The organism is Pseudomonas sp. 1L-E-NC-VB-C3, assembly GCF_057291535.1.
The window spans coordinates 249732-268774 of record NZ_JBXAWD010000001.1 but is presented as its reverse complement, the minus strand read 5'-3'; the positions used below and the strand labels follow the sequence as shown (position 1 = coordinate 268774).

At 62.1% G+C, this 19043-nt stretch carries 18 protein-coding genes; 7 read left to right on the top strand and 11 right to left on the bottom strand.

The window, feature by feature from the left end:
- Positions 1-3: 3 nt before the first annotated feature.
- Positions 4-816 carry a bifunctional DNA-formamidopyrimidine glycosylase/DNA-(apurinic or apyrimidinic site) lyase gene (gene mutM, locus AC0Z5Z_RS01195; protein ID WP_485610607.1) on the top strand — a complete coding sequence of 271 codons (813 nt, stop codon included), beginning with the start codon at positions 4-6 and terminating at the stop codon, positions 814-816.
- Positions 817-872: 56 nt separating this feature from the next.
- Positions 873-1196, top strand: a complete 324-nt coding sequence (locus AC0Z5Z_RS01190; RefSeq protein ID WP_041476834.1) for a hypothetical protein — start codon at positions 873-875, stop codon at positions 1194-1196.
- Positions 1197-1321: 125 nt separating this feature from the next.
- On the opposite strand, the gene AC0Z5Z_RS01185 is transcribed toward AC0Z5Z_RS01190, so the two are convergent.
- From AC0Z5Z_RS01185 to AC0Z5Z_RS01165, 5 genes are all read right to left on the bottom strand, one after another.
- Complete coding sequence (locus AC0Z5Z_RS01185; RefSeq protein ID WP_003195146.1) at positions 1322-1573, bottom strand: YfhL family 4Fe-4S dicluster ferredoxin; 252 nt, start codon at positions 1571-1573, stop codon at positions 1322-1324.
- A gap of 148 nt (positions 1574-1721) precedes the next feature.
- Complete coding sequence (gene coaD, locus AC0Z5Z_RS01180) at positions 1722-2201, bottom strand: pantetheine-phosphate adenylyltransferase (protein ID WP_003229157.1); 480 nt, start codon at positions 2199-2201, stop codon at positions 1722-1724.
- 115 nt (positions 2202-2316) lie between these two features.
- Positions 2317-3912: a GMC family oxidoreductase gene (locus AC0Z5Z_RS01175; protein ID WP_485610606.1), complete on the bottom strand. Its 1596-nt coding sequence runs from the start codon at positions 3910-3912 to the stop codon at positions 2317-2319.
- 131 nt (positions 3913-4043) lie between these two features.
- Positions 4044-4589, bottom strand: coding sequence for a twin-arginine translocation pathway signal protein (locus AC0Z5Z_RS01170; RefSeq protein ID WP_095181324.1), 546 nt, complete (start codon positions 4587-4589; stop codon positions 4044-4046).
- 29 nt (positions 4590-4618) lie between these two features.
- Complete coding sequence (locus tag AC0Z5Z_RS01165) at positions 4619-6049, bottom strand: coniferyl aldehyde dehydrogenase (RefSeq protein ID WP_460059620.1); 1431 nt, start codon at positions 6047-6049, stop codon at positions 4619-4621.
- Between the two features lie 147 nt (positions 6050-6196).
- Between AC0Z5Z_RS01165 and AC0Z5Z_RS01160 the strand changes: the two genes are divergently transcribed.
- Together AC0Z5Z_RS01160 and AC0Z5Z_RS01155 are read left to right on the top strand one after the other, a co-directional pair.
- Positions 6197-6868, top strand: coding sequence for a TetR/AcrR family transcriptional regulator (locus AC0Z5Z_RS01160; RefSeq protein WP_016772708.1), 672 nt, complete (start codon positions 6197-6199; stop codon positions 6866-6868).
- Between the two features lie 31 nt (positions 6869-6899).
- Complete coding sequence (locus tag AC0Z5Z_RS01155; protein WP_485610605.1) at positions 6900-7754, top strand: sulfurtransferase; 855 nt, start codon at positions 6900-6902, stop codon at positions 7752-7754.
- A 252-nt stretch (positions 7755-8006) separates the two neighbouring features.
- Here the strand turns inward: AC0Z5Z_RS01155 and AC0Z5Z_RS01150 are convergent, their stop codons facing one another.
- The 6 genes from AC0Z5Z_RS01150 to AC0Z5Z_RS01125 form a co-directional block, all read right to left on the bottom strand.
- A complete protein-coding gene (locus tag AC0Z5Z_RS01150; protein WP_485610604.1) occupies positions 8007-9014 on the bottom strand; it encodes a hydrolase in 1008 nt (335 codons plus the stop codon).
- Between the two features lie 71 nt (positions 9015-9085).
- A complete protein-coding gene (locus AC0Z5Z_RS01145) occupies positions 9086-10558 on the bottom strand; it encodes a M16 family metallopeptidase (protein ID WP_485610603.1) in 1473 nt (490 codons plus the stop codon).
- Positions 10555-11895, bottom strand: a complete 1341-nt coding sequence (locus tag AC0Z5Z_RS01140; RefSeq protein ID WP_485610602.1) for a M16 family metallopeptidase — start codon at positions 11893-11895, stop codon at positions 10555-10557. Before AC0Z5Z_RS01140 ends, AC0Z5Z_RS01145 begins: the two co-directional genes overlap by 4 nt.
- A gap of 108 nt (positions 11896-12003) precedes the next feature.
- Positions 12004-12606: a 16S rRNA (guanine(966)-N(2))-methyltransferase RsmD gene (gene rsmD / locus AC0Z5Z_RS01135; protein ID WP_041476826.1), complete on the bottom strand. Its 603-nt coding sequence runs from the start codon at positions 12604-12606 to the stop codon at positions 12004-12006.
- Positions 12606-14096, bottom strand: a complete 1491-nt coding sequence (locus AC0Z5Z_RS01130; RefSeq protein WP_485610601.1) for a M16 family metallopeptidase — start codon at positions 14094-14096, stop codon at positions 12606-12608. The genes rsmD and AC0Z5Z_RS01130 overlap by 1 nt, the downstream gene beginning before the upstream one ends.
- Entirely contained in the window at positions 14089-15444 is a 1356-nt protein-coding gene (locus AC0Z5Z_RS01125; RefSeq protein WP_041476824.1) for a M16 family metallopeptidase, read from the bottom strand. The genes AC0Z5Z_RS01130 and AC0Z5Z_RS01125 overlap by 8 nt, the downstream gene beginning before the upstream one ends.
- A 344-nt stretch (positions 15445-15788) precedes the next feature.
- Between AC0Z5Z_RS01125 and ftsY the strand changes: the two genes are divergently transcribed.
- From ftsY to ftsX, 3 genes are read left to right on the top strand one after another with little or no spacing between them, the layout of a single operon-like run.
- On the top strand, positions 15789-17258 hold the full coding sequence (ftsY, locus tag AC0Z5Z_RS01120; protein ID WP_485610600.1) for a signal recognition particle-docking protein FtsY: 1470 nt from the start codon (positions 15789-15791) through the stop codon (positions 17256-17258).
- Positions 17255-17926 (top strand): cell division ATP-binding protein FtsE, encoded by a 672-nt coding sequence (ftsE, locus tag AC0Z5Z_RS01115; RefSeq protein ID WP_016772715.1) that lies wholly within the window; start codon positions 17255-17257, stop codon positions 17924-17926. Before ftsY ends, ftsE begins: the two co-directional genes overlap by 4 nt.
- Complete coding sequence (ftsX, locus tag AC0Z5Z_RS01110) at positions 17923-18948, top strand: permease-like cell division protein FtsX (protein ID WP_016772716.1); 1026 nt, start codon at positions 17923-17925, stop codon at positions 18946-18948. The genes ftsE and ftsX overlap by 4 nt, the downstream gene beginning before the upstream one ends.
- Positions 18949-19043 lie beyond the last annotated feature (95 nt).

The window sequence follows — 19043 nt, the reverse complement described above, 5'->3', positions numbered from 1 at the left end:
ACCATGCCTGAACTGCCGGAAGTCGAAACCACCCGTCGCGGGATCGCCCCGCACCTGGAAGGCCAGCGGGTCAGCCGGGTCATCGTCCGCGACCGGCGCCTGCGCTGGCCGATCCCCGAAGACCTCGATGTGCGCCTGTCCGGGCAGCGCATCGTGCTGGTGGAGCGGCGCGCCAAGTACCTGTTGATCAACGCCGAGATCGGCACACTGATCAGCCATCTGGGCATGTCGGGCAATCTGCGTCTGGTCGAGGCCGGGTTGCCGGCGTTGAAGCACGAGCACGTCGACATCGAACTGGAATCGGGTCTGGCCCTGCGCTACACCGACCCGCGACGCTTCGGTGCGATGCTGTGGAGCAACGACCCGCTCAATCACGAACTGCTGATTCGCCTCGGGCCGGAGCCGCTGACCGATCTGTTCGATGGCGAAAGATTGTTCAAGCTGTCACGCGGACGTTCGATGGCGGTCAAGCCGTTCATCATGGACAACGCGGTGGTGGTCGGGGTGGGCAATATCTACGCGACCGAAGCGCTGTTCGCCGCCGGCATCGACCCGCGCCGCGAAGCCGGAAGCATTTCTCGCGGGCGTTACTTGAAACTGGCGATCGAGATCAAACGCATCCTCGCCGCCGCCATTGAGCGTGGCGGCACGACATTGCGCGATTTCATTGGCGGCGACGGTCAGCCGGGATACTTTCAGCAGGAACTGTTTGTCTACGGCCGGGTAGGGCAACACTGCAAGGTCTGCGGCACCGGTCTGCGTGAAGTGAAGCTCGGTCAGCGCGCCAGCGTGTTTTGCCCGCGCTGCCAGACCTGAAAAAATCCTTGGGTCTATAGTGAGAAGTCTCACTGTTCAGCCCGAAGGATCGTGCCATGAAACTCCTGCAAGTCTTCTTCGTCACGCTGCTGCTGTGTTCCAGCCTGGCCGTTCAGGCCTCGGAAAACGGCAGCGGTGACCCGCGATACACCATCCAGAATCCCCCGGCCTACGCCATGCTCGGCGACCTGCTGATTGCCCGACCTTTGCTGGTGGTGGCAACGGTGATCGGTGCGGGAGCGTTTGTGGTGTCGTTGCCGTTTACCGCGCTCGGCGGCGGTGTTGGCGATGCCGGTCAGGCGCTGGTGGTAGACCCGGCGAAAGCGGCGTTTGTGCGGTGTCTGGGGTGTACAGGGGAGGGGTTCGAACAGCGCGAGTGAGCTGATCGGGTTTCAGGGGTGTGGCTGATGGCCCATTCGCGAGCAGGCTCGCTCCCACAGGAGAATGCATTGCAAATGTGGGAGCGAGCCTGCTCGCGAAGAGGGCCGGACGGGCACTGAAGAGATCAGGCCTTGCCGGTGATCTTGCGGTACTTCTCCATCAACTGTTCTTCAGTCTCCGGATGGGCTTCGTCCAGTGGAATGCAATCCACCGGGCAGACCTGCTGGCACTGCGGCTCGTCGTAGTGGCCGACGCACTGGGTGCACAGGTTCGGGTCGATCACGTAGATCTCTTCGCCTTGGGAAATGGCGGCGTTCGGGCACTCGGGTTCGCAGACGTCGCAGTTGATGCAATCGTCGGTGATGATCAGGGACATGCTAACTCCAGCCGGGGCGGCAGGCCCGGGCGCTATAAATCAATGCGCGCAATTGTGCCGCATTGACGCTCGCAGTGCACGCGGGGGCGATCAAGGGCAATCTTTGGCTGCGATCCAAAAACGAAAGGATCGCAGCCTGCGGCAGCTCCTACTTCTTGAAGCGCAGGGTCAGCGCGTCGGCCACGGCCGGGTGGACGAACTTGCTGATATCGCCGCCCAGCGCGGCAATCTCCCGCACCAGCGTCGAGGAAATGAACGAATAACGCTCCGACGGCGTGAGAAACAGGCTCTCCACATCCGGTGCCAGTTGGCGGTTCATGTTGGCCAGCTGGAATTCGTATTCGAAGTCCGACACCGCACGCAGACCACGCAGGAACACATTGGCGTTCTGCTCTTTGGCGAAATGCGCGAGCAGCGTCGAGAAACCGACCACTTCCACGTTCGGCAGGTGTTTGGTGACCTCGCGAGCCAGTTCGACCCGTTGTTCCAGTGGGAACAGCGGGTTCTTTTTCGGGCTGGCGGCGACCGCAATGATCACGTGATCGAACAGGCGCGAGGCGCGTTCGACCAGATCGCCATGGCCCTTGGTAATAGGGTCGAAGGTACCTGGGTACAACACTCGGTTCATCGCGTCGTCCTGGCGGGAGTCCGTTGGGGAGTCGGATGGTATCGCAGCCTTCCCGGTCGGCCAAGTCGCCTGTTGGGTAAGAAAGCACTATAGACGATAGGAATATTCTGCTTTTTCATGGATTTTTCAGCCGATCAGCCAAGGCTGTCGCCAGTTGCGCGGTCAGGCCATACACCGACAGCTGCGGGTTGGCGCCGATGCTGGTGGGGAACAGCGAGCCGTCGTGAATCGACAGATTGCTCAGTTGATGATGGCGGCCGAGGCTGTCAGCGACCGCGCTTTTCGGATCTTCACCCATCGCACAACCACCCATCACGTGGGCACTGCCCAGTCGCGTGCGGTACAGCTCCAGGCTCAACCCGTCGATCAGCGAGCGCGCCTCAGCCAGTGTCTTCACATAGCGACCGTCGGCGTGCATCGGCATGACCGATTGCGCGCCGCCGGCGAACTGGATTTCGGCCATGACGTGAAAGGCCCGGCGCAAACCGTCCCAGGCGTACTGCGAAACCTGATAGTCGAGCACCGGCGAGCCGTCGCCGCGCAGCTCCACCGAGCCACCGCTGCTGTCCGGGTGGAAGCCATCGCGCAGCAGCGCCAGCATTGCGTGGGTGTGCGGCAGGTCGGCCATGTGCCGGGCGTTCTCCCGGCCGAAACCACCCAGCAGCGTGGCCGCCAGCGCCGGGTGCAGCGGCGGCACTTCGAGTTTGAAAGCCATCGGCCCGGTGGTGCCGTCCTTCCACTGAAAATGGTCGGAATAGATCGACTGCGGCGCGCCGTAAAACGGATTGACCACCTCGGCGAAACGCGCGGCGGACATGTTCACCGGATGCAGAAAAGTACGCTTGCCCACGCGCTCATGCGGATCCGGTGCGTCGGAGCGCAGCAACAGCGCCGGGCTGTTGATGCCGCCGCCGGCCAGCACGTAATGCCGCGCCTTGACGGTGATGCTGCGCCCGGTCGGCTCGACGCAGCGTTCGTCCATCGCCACGCAATGCAGCCCGGTAACCTTGTCGCCGCTGATCAGCAGCTTCTCCACCCGCGCCAGATACAGCAGCTCGCCGCCCTTTTCCAGCGTCGCCGGGATGGTCGTGACCATCATCGATTGCTTGGCATTGCTCGGGCAGCCCATGCCGCAATAGCCCAGATTCCAGCAGCCGCGCACGTTGCGCGGGATCACGTGCCAGCTGTAGCCGAGTTGCTCGCAGCCTTTGCGGATCACATCGTTGTTGGCATTGGGCGGCACCATCCACGGCGCGACGCCGAGGCGCTGCTCCATTTTTTCGAACCACGGCGCCATCTCTGCCGGACTATGGCCTTTGACGTTGTGCTCGCTGGCCCAGTGTTCGAGGGTCGGCTCGGGTGTGCGGAAGCTCGAGGTCCAGTTGATCAGCGTCGTGCCGCCGACCGCGCGGCCCTGCAGGATAGTGATCGCGCCGTCCTTGCTCATGCGCCCGATGCCTTCCTGGTAGAGGCTGCTGTAAGCCTCGTCTTCGAGCAGCTTGAAATCCGAACTGGTCTTCAGCGGGCCTTCTTCGATCAGCAGGACTTTGTAGCCGGCCGCGCTGAGGATCTCCGCCGTGGTGCCGCCGCCGGCGCCACTGCCGATGATCGCCACGTCGGCTTCGAGGATGAGGTCGTCGCTCAGTTGCGTGCCGTTGTAGGTTTTCCAGCCTCGGGCGAGGCCTTCGCGGAAGGGATCGGGTACGGGCATCGGTCAGGTTCTCTTTATTATTCTGGATGCTGAGGTGATGCAGCAGGCCCCTTCGCGAGCAGGCTCGCTCCCATAGGGGGATGCATTTCAAATGTGGGAGCGAGCCTGCTCGCGAAGGCCGCGCCCTGGTTTCAGACCTTCGGCGGACCGGGATAACCGCAGTGAGCCCAGGACTCGGCGCGGGTGTACCAGGCCATCATCACCATCTGCTGCAACGAGCTATGGCCCATGCGCAGCAAGCTCAGTGAACTGTTCTCCCAGCGTTCAAGGAAATGCCGCATCGCTTCAGGGCTGGCGTTTTCCCAACTGCCCCAGATACCGGTGAGCGGGCCACGGGTCACGGCCATGCCGAGCACATCGAACAGTTGCCGAGTGAGCTTGAGCATTTCCAGCGACAGGTGATCGAGGCTGTAGTCCAGCGACTTCAGCGTGCCGTCTAGCGCTGCGGGCATTTCCCCGGCGGCGACGGCGCCGTCGAGCATCACCGGGATCAGCGCGCGCAGGAACAGCAGATCGCCGTCGCGCAAACTGACGAAACCGTTGGCGCTGACGCTCGACGAGCAGCCAGTGAGGCTGGCGCCAAGGCCGGCGGTGGCGAGAAACGCGCTGGCGCCGAGGCTGAATTTCAGCAGGCCACGGCGCGACAGGGCAGGTGTTTCGGTCAGGCTTGGGTGCATTGTTTTTATTACCCGGCGTCGACGAACGTTTAGCGAATGAACAGCTTCTGAATCAGTTTCTGAATCGATGTGCCGTAGGGCGGGTAGATAAGCCGGGCCGCGTTGAAGCGCTGTTTGATCAGCACGCCCTTGGCCTTGCTGAAGGTCAGGAAACCTTCGTGGCCGTGGTAATGGCCCATGCCCGAGGGGCCGATGCCACCGAAGGGCATATCGTCCTGAGCGACATGCAACAAGGTGTCGTTCAGGCATACGCCGCCGGAATGGGTCTCGTGCAGCACGCGATGCTGTTCGCGTTTGTCGTAGCCAAAGTAGTAAAGAGCCAGAGGACGAGGCCGCTGATTGATGTAAGCGAATGCCTGCTCCAGATCGCGATAAGGCACGATTGGCAGCAATGGGCCGAAGATTTCGTCCTGCATCACCGTCATCTCATCGCTGACATTGAGCAGCACGCTGTGCGGCATGCGTCGGCCCTGGCCTTGTTCGAACAACGGGATCAGCAGCGCGCCCTTGCTGGTCGCGTCGCTGACGTAACCGTTCAGTCGGGCCATCTGGCGTTCGTTGATGATCGCGGTGTAGTCGGCGTTGTCGGCCAGGGTCGGGTAGAAGCCTTTCACAGCCTGACGGTAGGCCTCGACGAAGGCGCCGACGCGGTCTTCCGGCACCAGCACATAGTCGGGCGCGACGCAGGTCTGCCCGGCGTTGAGGGTTTTGCCGAAGGCGATGCGTTCGGCGGCGTCCTTGAGCGGTACGTCTGTGGAGACGATGGCCGGCGACTTGCCGCCCAGTTCCAGGGTGACCGGCGTGAGGTTTTCCGCTGCAGCGCGCATGACGTGTTTGCCGACGCTGGTGGAACCGGTGAACAGCAGGTGATCGAACGGCAACCGCGAGAACGCTACGCCGACATCCGCTTCGCCCAGCACTACACAAACCAGGTCTTCGGGAAAGATCCGCGCGAGCAGCTCTTTGAGCAACAGGCCGGTGGCCGGGGTCGATTCGCTGAGCTTGAGCATCACCCGATTGCCCGCCGCCAGGGCGCCGACCATCGGCCCTACGGCCAGATACAGCGGGTAGTTCCACGGCACGATCACACCGACCACGCCCAGCGGCTGGTAAACAACCTTTGCCGAAGCAGGCTGGAAGGCCATGCCGACCTTGCGCCGCGATGGCTTCATCCAGTTCTTCAGATGACGGCTGGCGTAGTGAATGCCGTGCAGGCTCGGCATCAGTTCGGCGAGCAGGGTTTCGTCGGCGCTGCGGTGACTGAAATCGGCGCTGATCGCCTCGATCAATGCCTGCCGCTCAGCGCTGAGCAAATCGCGCAAAGCCTTGAGCCATTGCTGACGTTGCGCGGCCGGTGGCATCGGGTTGGCGGCGTACGCGGCCCGTTGTGCCTGGAACTGCCGATCGAGGGTTTCAAGAGGCTGTTGCAGCGTTTGCAGGTAGGCAATGTCGGCAGTCATCGCGGGCTCCGGATTTTATTGTAGTGAGCACTTTTTAGAGTCTATGCTCTAGAAAGTCAAACGACTTCCGTGCACGGCAAGGTTTTATCCATTTCCGGTTAGGTCGTAAGATGCGCCGTCTACGCACTCTGAATTAAAGCTCAAGCCATGGCCCCACGAATAAAAACCAGCGAGCGCATCGTTCAGAACAGCCTGGAGCTGTTCAATCAGCAGGGCGAGCGCAGCGTCAGCACCAACCACATCGCCGCGCACATGGAGATTTCTCCGGGCAACCTGTACTACCACTTCCCCAACAAGCAGGCGATCATCGCCGTGTTGTTCAGTGAGTACGAAGCCCTGGTGGACAGCTTTTTGCGTCCGCCTCAGGGTCGCCCGGCGACCGTCGAGGACAAGCGTTTCTATCTCAAGGAACTGCTCTCGGCCATGTGGCGCTACCGTTTCCTGCATCGTGACCTTGAGCATCTGCTCGACAGCGATGCGGAACTGGCCGCGCGCTATCGGCGTTTTTCCCAGCGCTGCGTGATCCAGGGCGCAGCGATCTACGAAGGCTTCGTCGCCGCCGGCATCCTGAAAATGGACCGTGTGCAGATCGAATCGCTGACCCTCAATGCGTGGATCATCCTGACGTCGTGGGTGCGTTTTCTGTGCACCACCCGGGAAAACTCCAACCACCTCAGCGAACAGGCCGTGAAGCGTGGCGTGTATCAGGTGCTGGTGCTTGAGGCAGGGTTTGTCACCGATCAGGCGCGGGATGAGGTCAACGCATTGTTCGACGAGTTCTATGTGCCGCTGGCGCAGGCCCTTGAAGACGTGAAATAAACCGTTCAGCCGAATTCCACAGGAGCCCGTTATGTCGATTGCGCAGTTGATCAGCCCACAAGCTTTGGACGCTCGCAAAGAGCAGCCGGGGCTGGTGATTCTCGATTGTCGTTTCGCCCTCGAGGATCCGGATTACGGCCAGCGCAGCTACGCCGAAGGGCACATTGCCGGAGCGAGTTTCGCCGATCTGGAGCGGGATCTGAGCGGTAAAGTCGAGAAGGGCGTGACCGGGCGTCATCCGTTGCCCGAGCCGGCGGCGCTGATCGAGCGCCTGCAAGCCTGGGGTATCAGCGACGACAGCGATGTGGTTTTGTACGACGACGGCCCGGGTGCGTATGCGGCGCGGGCGTGGTGGTTGCTGGCATGGCTGGGCAAGCGCGACGGCGTGTTCATTCTCGATGGCGGGCTCAAGGCCTGGCACGCGGCCGGCCTGCCGCTGAGCCTGGATCCGCCGAGCGTGACGTCGGGTAACTTCAGTGGTCAGCCGGACATGAGCCTGTTGCTTAGCGCCGAACAATTGCAGCAGCGCCTCGGCCAGCCAACCCTGACCCTGCTCGACGCCCGCGCCTTGCCGCGCTTCAAGGGCGAAGTGGAACCGATCGATCCGGTCGCCGGGCACATTCCCGGCGCGCAGTGCGCGGCGTTCACCGACAACCTCGGCAGTGATGGACGTTTTTTGCCGGCGGAGCAGCTCAAGCAGCGCTTTGCCGCGAAGCTGGGTAATCGCTCACCGTCGGAACTGGTCGCCTACTGCGGCTCGGGAGTGACGGCGTGTCACAACCTGTTCGCACTGTGCCTGGCTGGGTATCCGCTGGGGGCGCTGTATGCCGGATCGTGGAGCGAGTGGATCAACGAACCGTCGCGCGGGATTGCCACGGGCGAATAAACACAGCGATCTCCTGTAGGAGTGAGCCTGCTCGCGATGGCGGTGGGTCTGTGAGTTAAATGCCAACTGACTCACCGCTTTCGCGAGCAGGCTCGCTCCCACATTGAACCAGGTTGTGCCATGCATTTTGATGCCGACACAAATCCCTGTGGGAGCGAGCCTGCTCGCGAAGGCGTCCTGTCAGGCATTGAATTTCCAGACTGACACACCTCCATCGCGAGCAGGCTCACTCCTGCAAGGGATATGCGGCGTTCATTGACCGAGTGCGGCCAGCCATTGTGGTATGCGCCGCTCCAGGTAATACCCGGGCCGGCGAAACGAGCCGTCGACGAAGCCGACATGACCGCCACGCGCCTGCAATTCGAACCGGGTGCAGGCTGACAACTCATCGGCTTGCGGCAGGCTGTGGGGAAATACGAACGGATCATCCGCTGCCTGAATGATCAACGTCGGCGTGCGGATTTCGCCGAGGTAATAGCGGCTCGAGGCGCGGCGGTAGTAATCCTCGGCATCGGTGAAACCATGCAGCGGCGCGGTGATCCGGCCGTCGAAATCCCAGAACGTACGCATGTTTTCCAGCGAGCCGAGCGCGGCCAGTTTCGCCAGGCCGTCTTCGCGCCCGTCATGCTGGAACTGGCGCTGCTTGTTCTTGATGTAGGCGACCATTTCGCGCATGAAATGCGCCTGATAAACCCGCGAAAATCCCTGGCCGATACGATCGGCACATTGATCGAGGCGGAACGGTACCGACACCGCCACCGCGCCGAGCACGCCGCTGTTGCTGCCGGTTTCGCCAAGATGTTTGAGCAGCACGTTGCCGCCCAGTGAATAGCCGACCGCGTACAACGGCGCCAACGGTCGTTTCGCGCGCAGGTGCTGGATGGCTTCGGCAAGGTCTTCGCTGGCGCCGGAGTGGTAGCTGCGCGGCAACAGATTCGGCTCGCCGGAACAACCGCGCCAGTTCAGCGCGACGCTGGCCCAGCCCTGCTCGGCCAAGGCCTTTTGAATGCCCGCCACATAGGGCGAATTGGAAGAACCGGTCAAACCGTGCAGCACCAGTACCAACGGCGCCTCGGCGCTGTGCGGGCCGTGCCAGTCGAGGTCGAGGAAGTCGCCGTCCTCGAGCCACAGGCGTTCGCGTTCGCGCTCGATGTGCACGGTCTTGCGCCACAGCGGACCCCACAGGGTTTGCAGATGCGGATTGCCGAGACCGAAGGCCGGAACGAAACGCGAGGCGGGAAGCGGGGACGGTGATTGCACGGCAAATCTCGACAAGTCTTGCGTAAAGCGACCGGCGCACAGGGCGGGCTGTCGCTTCTCAACGAAAGCGCCTAACTTGCCACAAAGCCCGGGTCGGCGCGACACATGTCCTCTTCAGCCTGACCGATCGGCGCAACCTCCGGTCCAGGCAGTGGCTGTTGCTCGACACTGGGGCCGACCGTAACCGACACCCAGCGATCAACAGACAAGTGACGGTTCATGGCGAGTTTGATGTCGTCCACCGTCAGCCTCTGCACTTGTTGCATTGTGTAATCCAGATCGAGCGGCAAGTCGTAGCGGTTGATCTCCACGAGTCTGGCCAGAATGTGCCGGTTGCTGGCGCTGGTGAGCACATTTCTGTTGGCCAGCCTGCGCTTGAGGTGCTCGAGTTCCGGGGCGGTCGGCGCTTCCCGAAGAAAATCATTGAGCATCGAGCGCACCAAAGCGACGGTGCTGTCGCTCATGGAGCTACCGGTCTGCAAGGTGACGGTCAGCAACCCGGCGCCACCAGCCCAATTGACGCTGGCGCCATACACGTCATAAACCTGTCCGCGTTTGTGCCGCAGTTCATTCATCAACCGACTGTTGCTGCCTCCGGCGAGAATCTGACTGGCGGCGTACAAGGCGGTGTGATCGGCATGTCGTCGCGGCACGCTGATTTGGGCAAAGGCAATGTGGGTCTGCAGTTGATTCAGTTCCAGGTGACTGGACTGGACGTTTCCGGGTGTTGCCATTGCTGAAGACACCAGCGCGTCAGGAGGCTTGGGCAGGGCATTGCTGATCTGCAGGCTGATCGCTTGTGCCTGGTCCAGAGTGAGGTCGCCGACCAGGGTAATTTGCGCATGTCGGGCAGCGTAATAGCGGCGATGGAAATCCTCCACGGCGGCCCGGGTCACGGCATTGAGGCCCCATTGCGTGCCATAGACCGGAAGGCTGTAGGGGCTGTCCGGCGCAAGCAGTGCCTTGATGCTCTGCGAGGCCAGACCCGCGGCATCGCCTTGCTCTGCGATGAGCGCGGCGCGCAGTTCGTCTTTCACTGGCGGCAGGCGCTGGGCGCTGAGCGATGGCTCGCTGAATATTCGCGTCAACAGATCCATCGCCGGTAGGCGCTTGGCCGGATCGCTGAGGCTGCGCAGGGAGAACACGGCGCGGTCGTGATCGATGTCCATTTCCCATTGCGCGCCGAGCCCGTCGAAGGTTTCGACGATGGCGGACAAATCCTTGCCGGGGATACCTTCATTGAGCATGGAAAAGGTCGTGGCAGCCAGGCCCGGCAGGCTACCGTCGCGGGCGCTGCCTGCGGCGAAGCTGACGTGAATATCGAACATCGGCAGATCGCTCGTGCGCACGAACAGCACCTTGGTGCCGGTCAGGGTTTTCCAGCCCCTGATCTGCAATGCGCGCGGCTTGATTTCCAGCGCCTGGACTTCGCTGAGCGATTGCAGGCGCGATGTCCGCGCTTGTTCAGGCTGACCATCAGCGCAAGCCGCCGCAGCCGACAGCCACATCAGGACCAACCCCGTGCGCCTTGAGGACCTGCTCATCGGACGTCCACCTTGCGCACGTGGGCAACGCTGAGACGCTCGGGTGTCAGCCACGTGGCGGCCACTTCGCGGATCTGTTGCGGCGTCACTTTCGCCAATGCAGCTGCATCTTCATCGAGTATTCGCCAAGGCAAGCCGATGGCCTGGAGCCTGGCCAGCTGACGCGCCTGTTCCTGAATCGAATCGCGGGCATACACCTGCTGCGCGATCAGTTGCGTGCGTGCCCGCTCGAGCTCTTCTGCCGACGGTGGTGTGGTGCGCAACGTTTCGATCTGCTCCCACACCCGCGCTTGCGCACCTTCAATATCGGTCAGCGGCGGATCGGCCAGCTCGGCAGTCAACAGCAGCAGGCTGTCGCCGCGCGTGCGTTCGTCGTAGTGAGTGTCGACACGATTGAGCACGCGGTCGGTGAAAATCAGTTTCTTTTGCAGGCGCGCGCCATGTGCGCCGCCGAGTATCGCGTTGATCAGGCGCAGGGCGTGCACGGTGTGCAGGTCTTTGGCCGTGGCCAGTCCGGGCAGATTGAAAGCCATCAGCAACCGCTCTGCTGGGACATTGCGCTGCAAGGTCAGTTTGCGCTCGCCCGGCACTTTCAGCTCCACGGGCCGTAACAGGCGCGGCACGGGACGATTTGCGAGCGCGCCAAAATAGCGCTCGGCCAGCGGCTGCACGTGTGCGAGCGTGACATCGCCGACGATCACCAGTACGGCGTTGCCCGGCGCATAACGGCTTTGATACCAATGACGAAGTTCCTTGGCGTCCACGTGCTGCAGGTCGTGCATCCAGCCGATGACTGGCGTGCGATAGCTGTTGGCGACATGCGCCTGGCTGGTGAAGTGTTCCAGCACAGCGGCGTCGACATCGTCGTCAATGCGCAGCTGGCGCTCTTCGCGGATGACTGCCAGTTCGGTTTCCAGGTCGTCGACGTGCAAATCGGCAGTCGTCATCAGGTCGGCCATCAGCTCGAAAACCACGCCCAGATAGCGCGGCGACAAGGTCTGGTAGTAGCCGGTGACGTCCTCGGCGGTGAAGGCATTTTCTTCGGCACCCAGGGACTCCAAAAGACGCGAAGCCTCACCGGCGCAGGTCTTGCGGCTGCCTTTGTAGAGCATGTGTTCAAGAACGTGCGATAGCCCGGCTTGCCCCGGCGCCTCGTCTGCCGAGCCGACCTTGAACCACAAATGCGAAGTGACCAGCGGCGCACGGTGATCCTCGCGCACCAGTACCTGCAAACCGTTTTCCAGGGTGAATTGATGAGTCGGCGGGGGCGTGGCGGCCAGCGTCATGAACGGCGCGAGGCCAAGAAAAAGCAGCATCCGGCTGCAGAGCGTATCCATACGCGAAATCCTCAGTGGTTAACGCAGATTGCGGCAACCACTGTGGCGGACTGCGAGGCACTGGGTGCGGTAACTATCTACCGCACGCTAAAGCGCAGTACGGATGGTTCAAGCGCTGCGCTGCCACAGCGCGTAATACACACGACCGGATTTCTGTTCGCGGTGCAGGCGCCAGTTGCCCGGCAGGCCCAGCGTCGATGGCGCTGTTTCGCTTTCCGTGTAGATCCACGAATCGGCCGCCAGCCATTGGCGCTCTTCCAGCAAAGTACAAACCGCTGGTAACAGGTTCTGGTTGAACGGCGGGTCGAGGAACACCAGATCGAACGGCGTCGCGGCCTGGGTTTCCAGGTAGCGCAGCGCGTCGGCGGTTTGCACTTGGCCGTTGCTGCAACGCAGGGTGCCGAGGTGCTCTTTCAGGCTGGAAACTGCAACGTTGCTGGCGTCCAGCGCCTGGGCCGTGGCCGCGCCTCGGGACAGCGCTTCGAGAAACAGCGCGCCGCTGCCGGCGAACGGGTCGAGCACTTTCGCCCCTTCGACATAGGGCGCGAGCCAGTTGAACAGGGTTTCACGCACGCGATCCGGGGTCGGGCGCAGGCCCGGTGCGTCGGGGAAGCTCAGCTTGCGGCTGCGCCACTGGCCGCCAATGATGCGCAGCTGGTTCACGCCGTTGTGCACGTTTTGCACAGGTTTTTTCGGTGCTCGAGTGGCCATTAATGCTCCGGAACCCCGAGCGGTTGCTCGGCAGGTTTATCAGATGGGGCCGGTAACGGCTTTTGCGGCACGGTCGGGCCAGCGGTGACGATGACCATTTTCTCCGTGCTCAGGTGTTTGTTCAGCGCATCGCGGACCTGCTCTACGGTCAGGCTCTGCGACTGCCGCATGAAATCGTCGAGATAGCTCAGTGGCAGATTATAGAAGCCCATCGCGCCGAGCTGGCCAACGATGTCGGCGTTGCTCGCGGTGGACAGCGGGAAGCTGCCGGCCAGTTCGCGCTTGGCATCGTCGAGTTCTTTCTGTGTCGGCCCGGTTTTCAGGTAGTCGGCGAGCACGTCCTGCACCAGTTTCAGAGTGCCTTCGCTCATCTCGGCGCGGGTCTGCAGGTTAATCATGAACGGCCCACGGGCCTGCATCGGGCTGAACGCCGAATACACGCCGTAAGTCAGGCCGCGCTTCTCGCGCACTTCGCTCATCAGGCGCGTACCGAAACCACCGCCGCCGAGGATCTGGTTCCCCAGCGACAGCGCGGCGTAATCCGGATCGTCGCGATCGATGCCCAGTTGCGCGAGCATCAGGTTGGTCTGTTTCGACGGAAACTCGATGTGGTTAACGCTGGCTTGCGGTTCCTGCGGTGCGGCGATTTTCGCCAGTGCCGGGCCTTTCGGCAGGGCCGAGGAGACCTGATTGGCGATCGCCTCGGCTTCGGCTCGCGACAAATCACCAACCAGCGCAATCACCGCATTGCCGGCGGCGTAGGCCTTGGCATGGAACTCGCGCAATTGCGCGACGGTGATCTTCGGCACGCTTTGGGCATTGCCATCGCTGGAATGCGCGTACGGGTGATCGCCATACAGACGCTTCATCAGCTCCAGGCTGGCGAGTTTGCCGGGGTTCTGTTTCTGGTATTCGAAACCGGCGAGCAGCTGGTTCTTGATGCGCGCGAAGGAACCGGCGGGGAAGGTCGGTTTGCCGACCACATCGGCGAACAGCTTCAACGCCGGTTCACGCTGCTCGGGTGCGCTGAGGCTGCGCAACGAGGCCAGCGCCATGTCCTTGAACGCACCGTTGCCGAAGTCGGCCCCAAGGCCTTCAAAACCCTGGGCGATAGCGCCGACGTCTTTGCCGGCGATGCCTTCGTTGAGCATGGCGTTGGTCAGCACCGCGAGGCCGGGCGCGTTGCCGTCCTGGCTGCTGCCAGCGGCGAAGATCAGGCGCATGTCGAACATCGGCAGCTCATGTGCTTCGACGAACAGCACTTTGGCGCCTTCAGCGGTGTTCCAGGTCTGCACATCGAGCTTGCGGCTGGCCGGGGCCTTGCCGTCGAGTTCGGCCAGCGATTGCAGTTTCTGGCTGGTTTTGGCGTTATCCAGCGCTTCGCTGGCATGGCTGTCAGCGCCTGGCGACAGATACATGGCAGCCGAGCCGATCACCGCGACAGCAATCAGGCCAAGCAGCATCAGGCGTGGGGTTTTGCGCTCACTCATGAGTCGTCTCCAAAGGCAGGACGTGGGCGACGCTGAGACGTTCGCGGGTGAAATACTTTTTCGCGGCGTTCTGGATGTCTTGCGGGGTCACGCTCTCCAGATCGGCCAGTTCGGTGTCCATCAGCTTCCACGACAGGCCGACCGTTTCCAGTTGACCGATCGCGGTGGCCTGGCTGGTGATCGAGTCACGCTCGTAGACCAGGCCGGCGATGACTTGAGCGCGGACGCGTTCCAGCTCTTCGGCAGACGGCGCGGTGGTTTTCAGTTGCTCAAGCAGTTTCCACAAGCCGGCTTCGGCCTGGGCGATGGTCTTTTTCTTCTGCGTATTTGGCGTGGCCGACAGGGTGAACAGGCTGTCGCCACGGGTGTAGGCGTCATAGTCCGACGAGCCGCCGGAGACCAGCTCTTCGCCACGCTCCAGCTGCGTCGGGATGCGCCCGCTGTAGCCGCCGTCGAGCAGCGCGGAGATCAGGCGCAGGGCGTTGACCGAGCGTTTGTCTTCAGCGGTAGCAATGCTCGGCACGTTGAAGCCAAGCATCAGGCTCGGCAGTTGGGTCTGCACGCGCAGGGTGATCTGGCGTTCGCCGGGCTCGGCCAGTTCCAGCGGTTTTTTCGCCGGTGGCACGTCGCGTTTGGCGACCGGGCCGAAATAGCGCTGGGCGAGGGTTTTCACTTCGTCCGGAGTGACGTCACCGACCACCACCAGCGTGGCGTTGTTCGGCGCGTACCAGGATTGGTACCAGTGACGCAGTTCCTCGACTTTCATACGGTCGAGGTCAGCCATCCAGCCGATGGTCGGCGTGTGGTAACCGCTGGCCGGGTAGGCCATGGCCTTGTAGCGCTCGTAAGCCTTGGACATCGGCTTGTCATCGGTGCGCAGGCGGCGCTCTTCCTTGATGACTTCGATTTCCTTGGCGAATTCGTCGGCCGGCAGGCGCAGATTGGCCATGCGGTCTGCTTCCAGCTCAAACGCCACGCCGAGGCGGTCACGGGCCAGCACCTGGTAATAAGCAGTGAAGTCGTCGCTGGTGAACGCGTTCTCTTCGGCGCCGAGGTCGCGCAGGATCAGCGAAGCTTCGCCGGGGCCGACTTTTTCGCTGCCCTTGAACATCATGTGCTCGAGCGCGTGGGACAGACCGGTCTGGCCCGGAGTCTCGTAGCTGGAGCCGACCTTGTACCAGATCTGCGAAACGACCACCGGCGCACGATGGTCTTCGCGCACGACGACCTTGAGGCCGTTGTCGAGGGTGAATTCATGGGTCGGTTGCGGGTCGGCCGCCAAGGCCGAAAGGGGCAGGCAGACTGCGCTGAGCAGCAGGCCAGCAGCGCGGCGGGCTAGAGCATTCATTCGTTTTTCAACCTGTTGGGCTGCCCGCTTGGTCTTAGCGTCGGCGGGCGAGAGGGTGCTAGGATACTGATCCGTTTTACTGGCGGCCACGTCTATGAGGTTCTGCAACCTGATAAGGCTGAATGGGTTTGCGGCACAAGGCAGCGGTTTGGCAACCAGACCCTGCGTTTTCGCCGATTTTTGCCGGTTTAGATCATCGTAAAAACGATCCTTGAGGTGCTTTCGGTGCCTCGACAAAATGTTGCGCGTGAACAAGCTGGGTGAAACACAGTCTGTTCTGCATCGAATATTTATTTGCCGGGGCGCCCTGTTGGCGCGTCGCTACCGTGAGATAGCCGTCCTCCATGTTTGGTTCCAACGACGACAAGAAGAGCCCAGCTGCGGCTGGCGAGAAGAAAAGCCTGTTCGGATGGCTGCGGAAGAAACCGCAGGAACCCGTCGTCGAACAGCCGCCCGCGATTCCTGAGCCGGCCCCTGCGCCTGCACCTGTAATAGAAGAAGAGCCGGCGCCGATTGTGCTGCCGATCGCCGAGCCGGTGCTGCAACCGGAGGCTGAAGCCGAGCCGGAAGCGCCCGCCGCTCCCGAACTGCCGCTGACGCTCGCCGCCGAGCCGTGGCTGACCTTGCCGGTGGCAGAAGAGCCGGTCGCGCTGGTTGAAGAAGCGGCGCCACATGTGACGCCAGTGATTCCTGCGCCGGTTGCCGAGGTGCCTGCGCAGCCTGTGTCTGAACCGGTTGTCGAGCCTGCGCCGGTCATTTCTGAACCCGCCGCCCCGGTTGTCCCGCCGTCGGAGCCTGCACCGATTGCCGCTGCGCCGGTTGTCGCTCCGGTCGAAGTCCCTGTAGAAGCGCCAGTCGAAACCCCGCGCACCGAAGAAACCAAAGCCGGTTTCTTCGCCCGCCTCAAGCAAGGCCTGTCGAAGACCAGCGCCAGCATCGGCGAGGGCATGGCCAGCCTGTTCCTCGGGCGCAAGACCATCGACGATGACCTGCTCGACGACCTCGAAACCCGTCTGCTCACCGCCGACGTCGGCGTTGAAGCCACCACGCAGATCATCCAGCGCCTGACCCAGAAGGTTGCACGCAAGGAACTGGCAGACGCCGACGCCCTGTACAAATCCTTGCAGGCCGAATTGGCCGCAATGCTCAAGCCCGTCGAGCAACCGCTGAAAATCGCCTCGCAGAACAAGCCTTTCGTGATTCTGGTGGTCGGCGTCAACGGCGCCGGCAAAACCACCACCATCGGCAAACTGGCGAAGAAGCTGCAACTGGAAGGCAAGAAAGTCATGCTCGCCGCTGGTGACACCTTCCGTGCTGCGGCGGTAGAGCAATTGCAGGTCTGGGGCGAGCGCAACAAGATTCCGGTGATCGCCCAGCACACCGGCGCCGATTCCGCTTCGGTGATCTTCGACGCCGTGCAAGCGGCCAAGGCCCGTGGCATCGACGTGCTGATCGCTGACACCGCCGGTCGTCTGCACACCAAAGACAACCTGATGGAAGAACTGAAAAAGGTTCGCCGGGTGATCGGCAAGCTCGACGCCGACGCGCCGCATGAAGTGCTGCTGGTGCTCGACGCCGGTACTGGCCAGAACGCGATCAACCAGGCCAAGCAGTTCAACCAGACCGTTGAACTGACCGGCCTGGCGCTGACCAAGCTCGATGGCACCGCCAAGGGCGGGGTGATTTTCGCCCTGGCCAAGCAGTTCGGCCTGCCGATCCGCTACATCGGCGTCGGTGAGGGCATCGACGATTTGCGTACCTTTGAAGCCGAACCCTTTGTCCAGGCACTGTTTGCCGAGCGGGAGCGTTCATGATTCGTTTCGAACAGGTCGGTAAACGCTACCCGAACGGTCACGTCGGCTTGCATGAGCTGAGCTTTCGAGTCCGTCGTGGCGAATTCTTGTTTGTCACCGGTCACTCCGGTGCCGGTAAATCCACGCTGTTGCGCCTTCTACTTGCAATGGAACGGCCGACCAGCGGCAAGCTGCTGCTTGCCGGGCAAGACCTGAGCACCATCAGCAACGCGCAGATTCCGTTCCTTCGCCGACAGATCGGCGTGGTGTTCCAGAATCACCAGTTGCTGTTCGATCGCACGGTGTTCAACAACGTCGCCTTGCCGCTGCAGATTCTCGGCCTGTCGAAGGTCGAGATCGCCAAGCGCGTCGATTCGGCGCTGGAACGCGTGGCGCTGTCGGACAAATCCGATCTGTACCCGGGCGATCTGTCCACCGGTCAGCAACAGCGCGTCGGCATTGCCCGCGCCATCGTCCATCGCCCGGCCTTGCTGCTGGCGGACGAACCGACCGGTAACCTCGACCCGCGTCTGGCCGCCGAAATCATGGGCGTGTTCGAAGACATCAACCGTTTGGGCACCAGCGTACTGATCGCCAGTCACGACCTGGCACTGATCGCGCGCATGCGTCATCGCATGCTGACCCTGCAACGCGGCCGCCTCATCGGCGACGGGGAGGCCGGGGTATGAGTGCGACACGCAGTCCTAAGGTTTCCGAGCGCGTGGCCCCGAAGGCCGCCGATCCGCAACCGCAGAAAAAGAAAAAGCACGACGATGATGACGGCCCGGACTTCGCCACGCTGTTTCGCGCCTGGATCGAAAGCCATCGCGCCAGCCTGCTCGACAGCCTGCGCCGTCTCGGCAAACAGCCGATCGGCAGCTTCTTCACCTGCATGGTGATGGCCGTGGCGTTGAGTCTGCCGATGGGGCTGTCGCTGTTGCTCAATAATGTCGAACGTCTCGGCGGTTCCTGGCAGCGCGCGGCGCAGATTTCACTGTACTTGCAACTCGACGCCAGCCCGGAACAAGGCGAAGCGCTGCGTGAGCAGATCAAAGGCATGCCGGGCGTCGCTGATGCCGAATATGTCGGCCGCGATCAGGCGCTGGAAGAGTTCCAGCAGCAATCCGGCCTGGGCGAAGCCCTGCGTGAGCTGCCTGACAACCCGTTGCCGGGTGTGGTGCTGGTGACACCGAACGAAGTCGACAAGCCGACACTCGAAGCATTAAGACAAAAACTTTCCGAGCTGCCGAAGGTACAACAGGCGCAACTTGATCTAGTCTGGGTCGAGCGTCTGGCCGCCATCCTCAAGCTTGGCGACCGCTTTGTCTTCGGTCTGACGGTGTTGTTGGTGTCTGCATTACTTTTGGTGATAGGCAATACCATTCGTCTTCATATTGAAAACCGCCGCACCGAGATAGAAGTGATTAAACTCGTCGGCGGCACTGACAGTTATGTGCGCCGCCCTTTCCTTTATATGGGCGCGTTGTATGGCTTCGGTGCAGGGCTGTTGTCCTGGGGCGTATTGGCGTTCGGCCTCAACTGGCTGAACGATGCGGTGGTCGGACTGGCCGGCTTGTACGGCAGTGATTTCGCCCTGGCCGGTGTGCCAGTGGCCGACGGTCTGTCGCTCTTGCTTGGCGCGGTGCTGTTGGGTTATATCGGTGCATGGATTGCAGTCGCACGTCATCTCAGGGAGCTGGCGCCGAAGTAGAATCTTTTTTGCGCGTGATTGACCTTGCGGTTTTTATGGGAACTTGTACCTGAGTTCCCGGTCAATTTTTCGCAGTGCCGAGAGGCACGAGTATG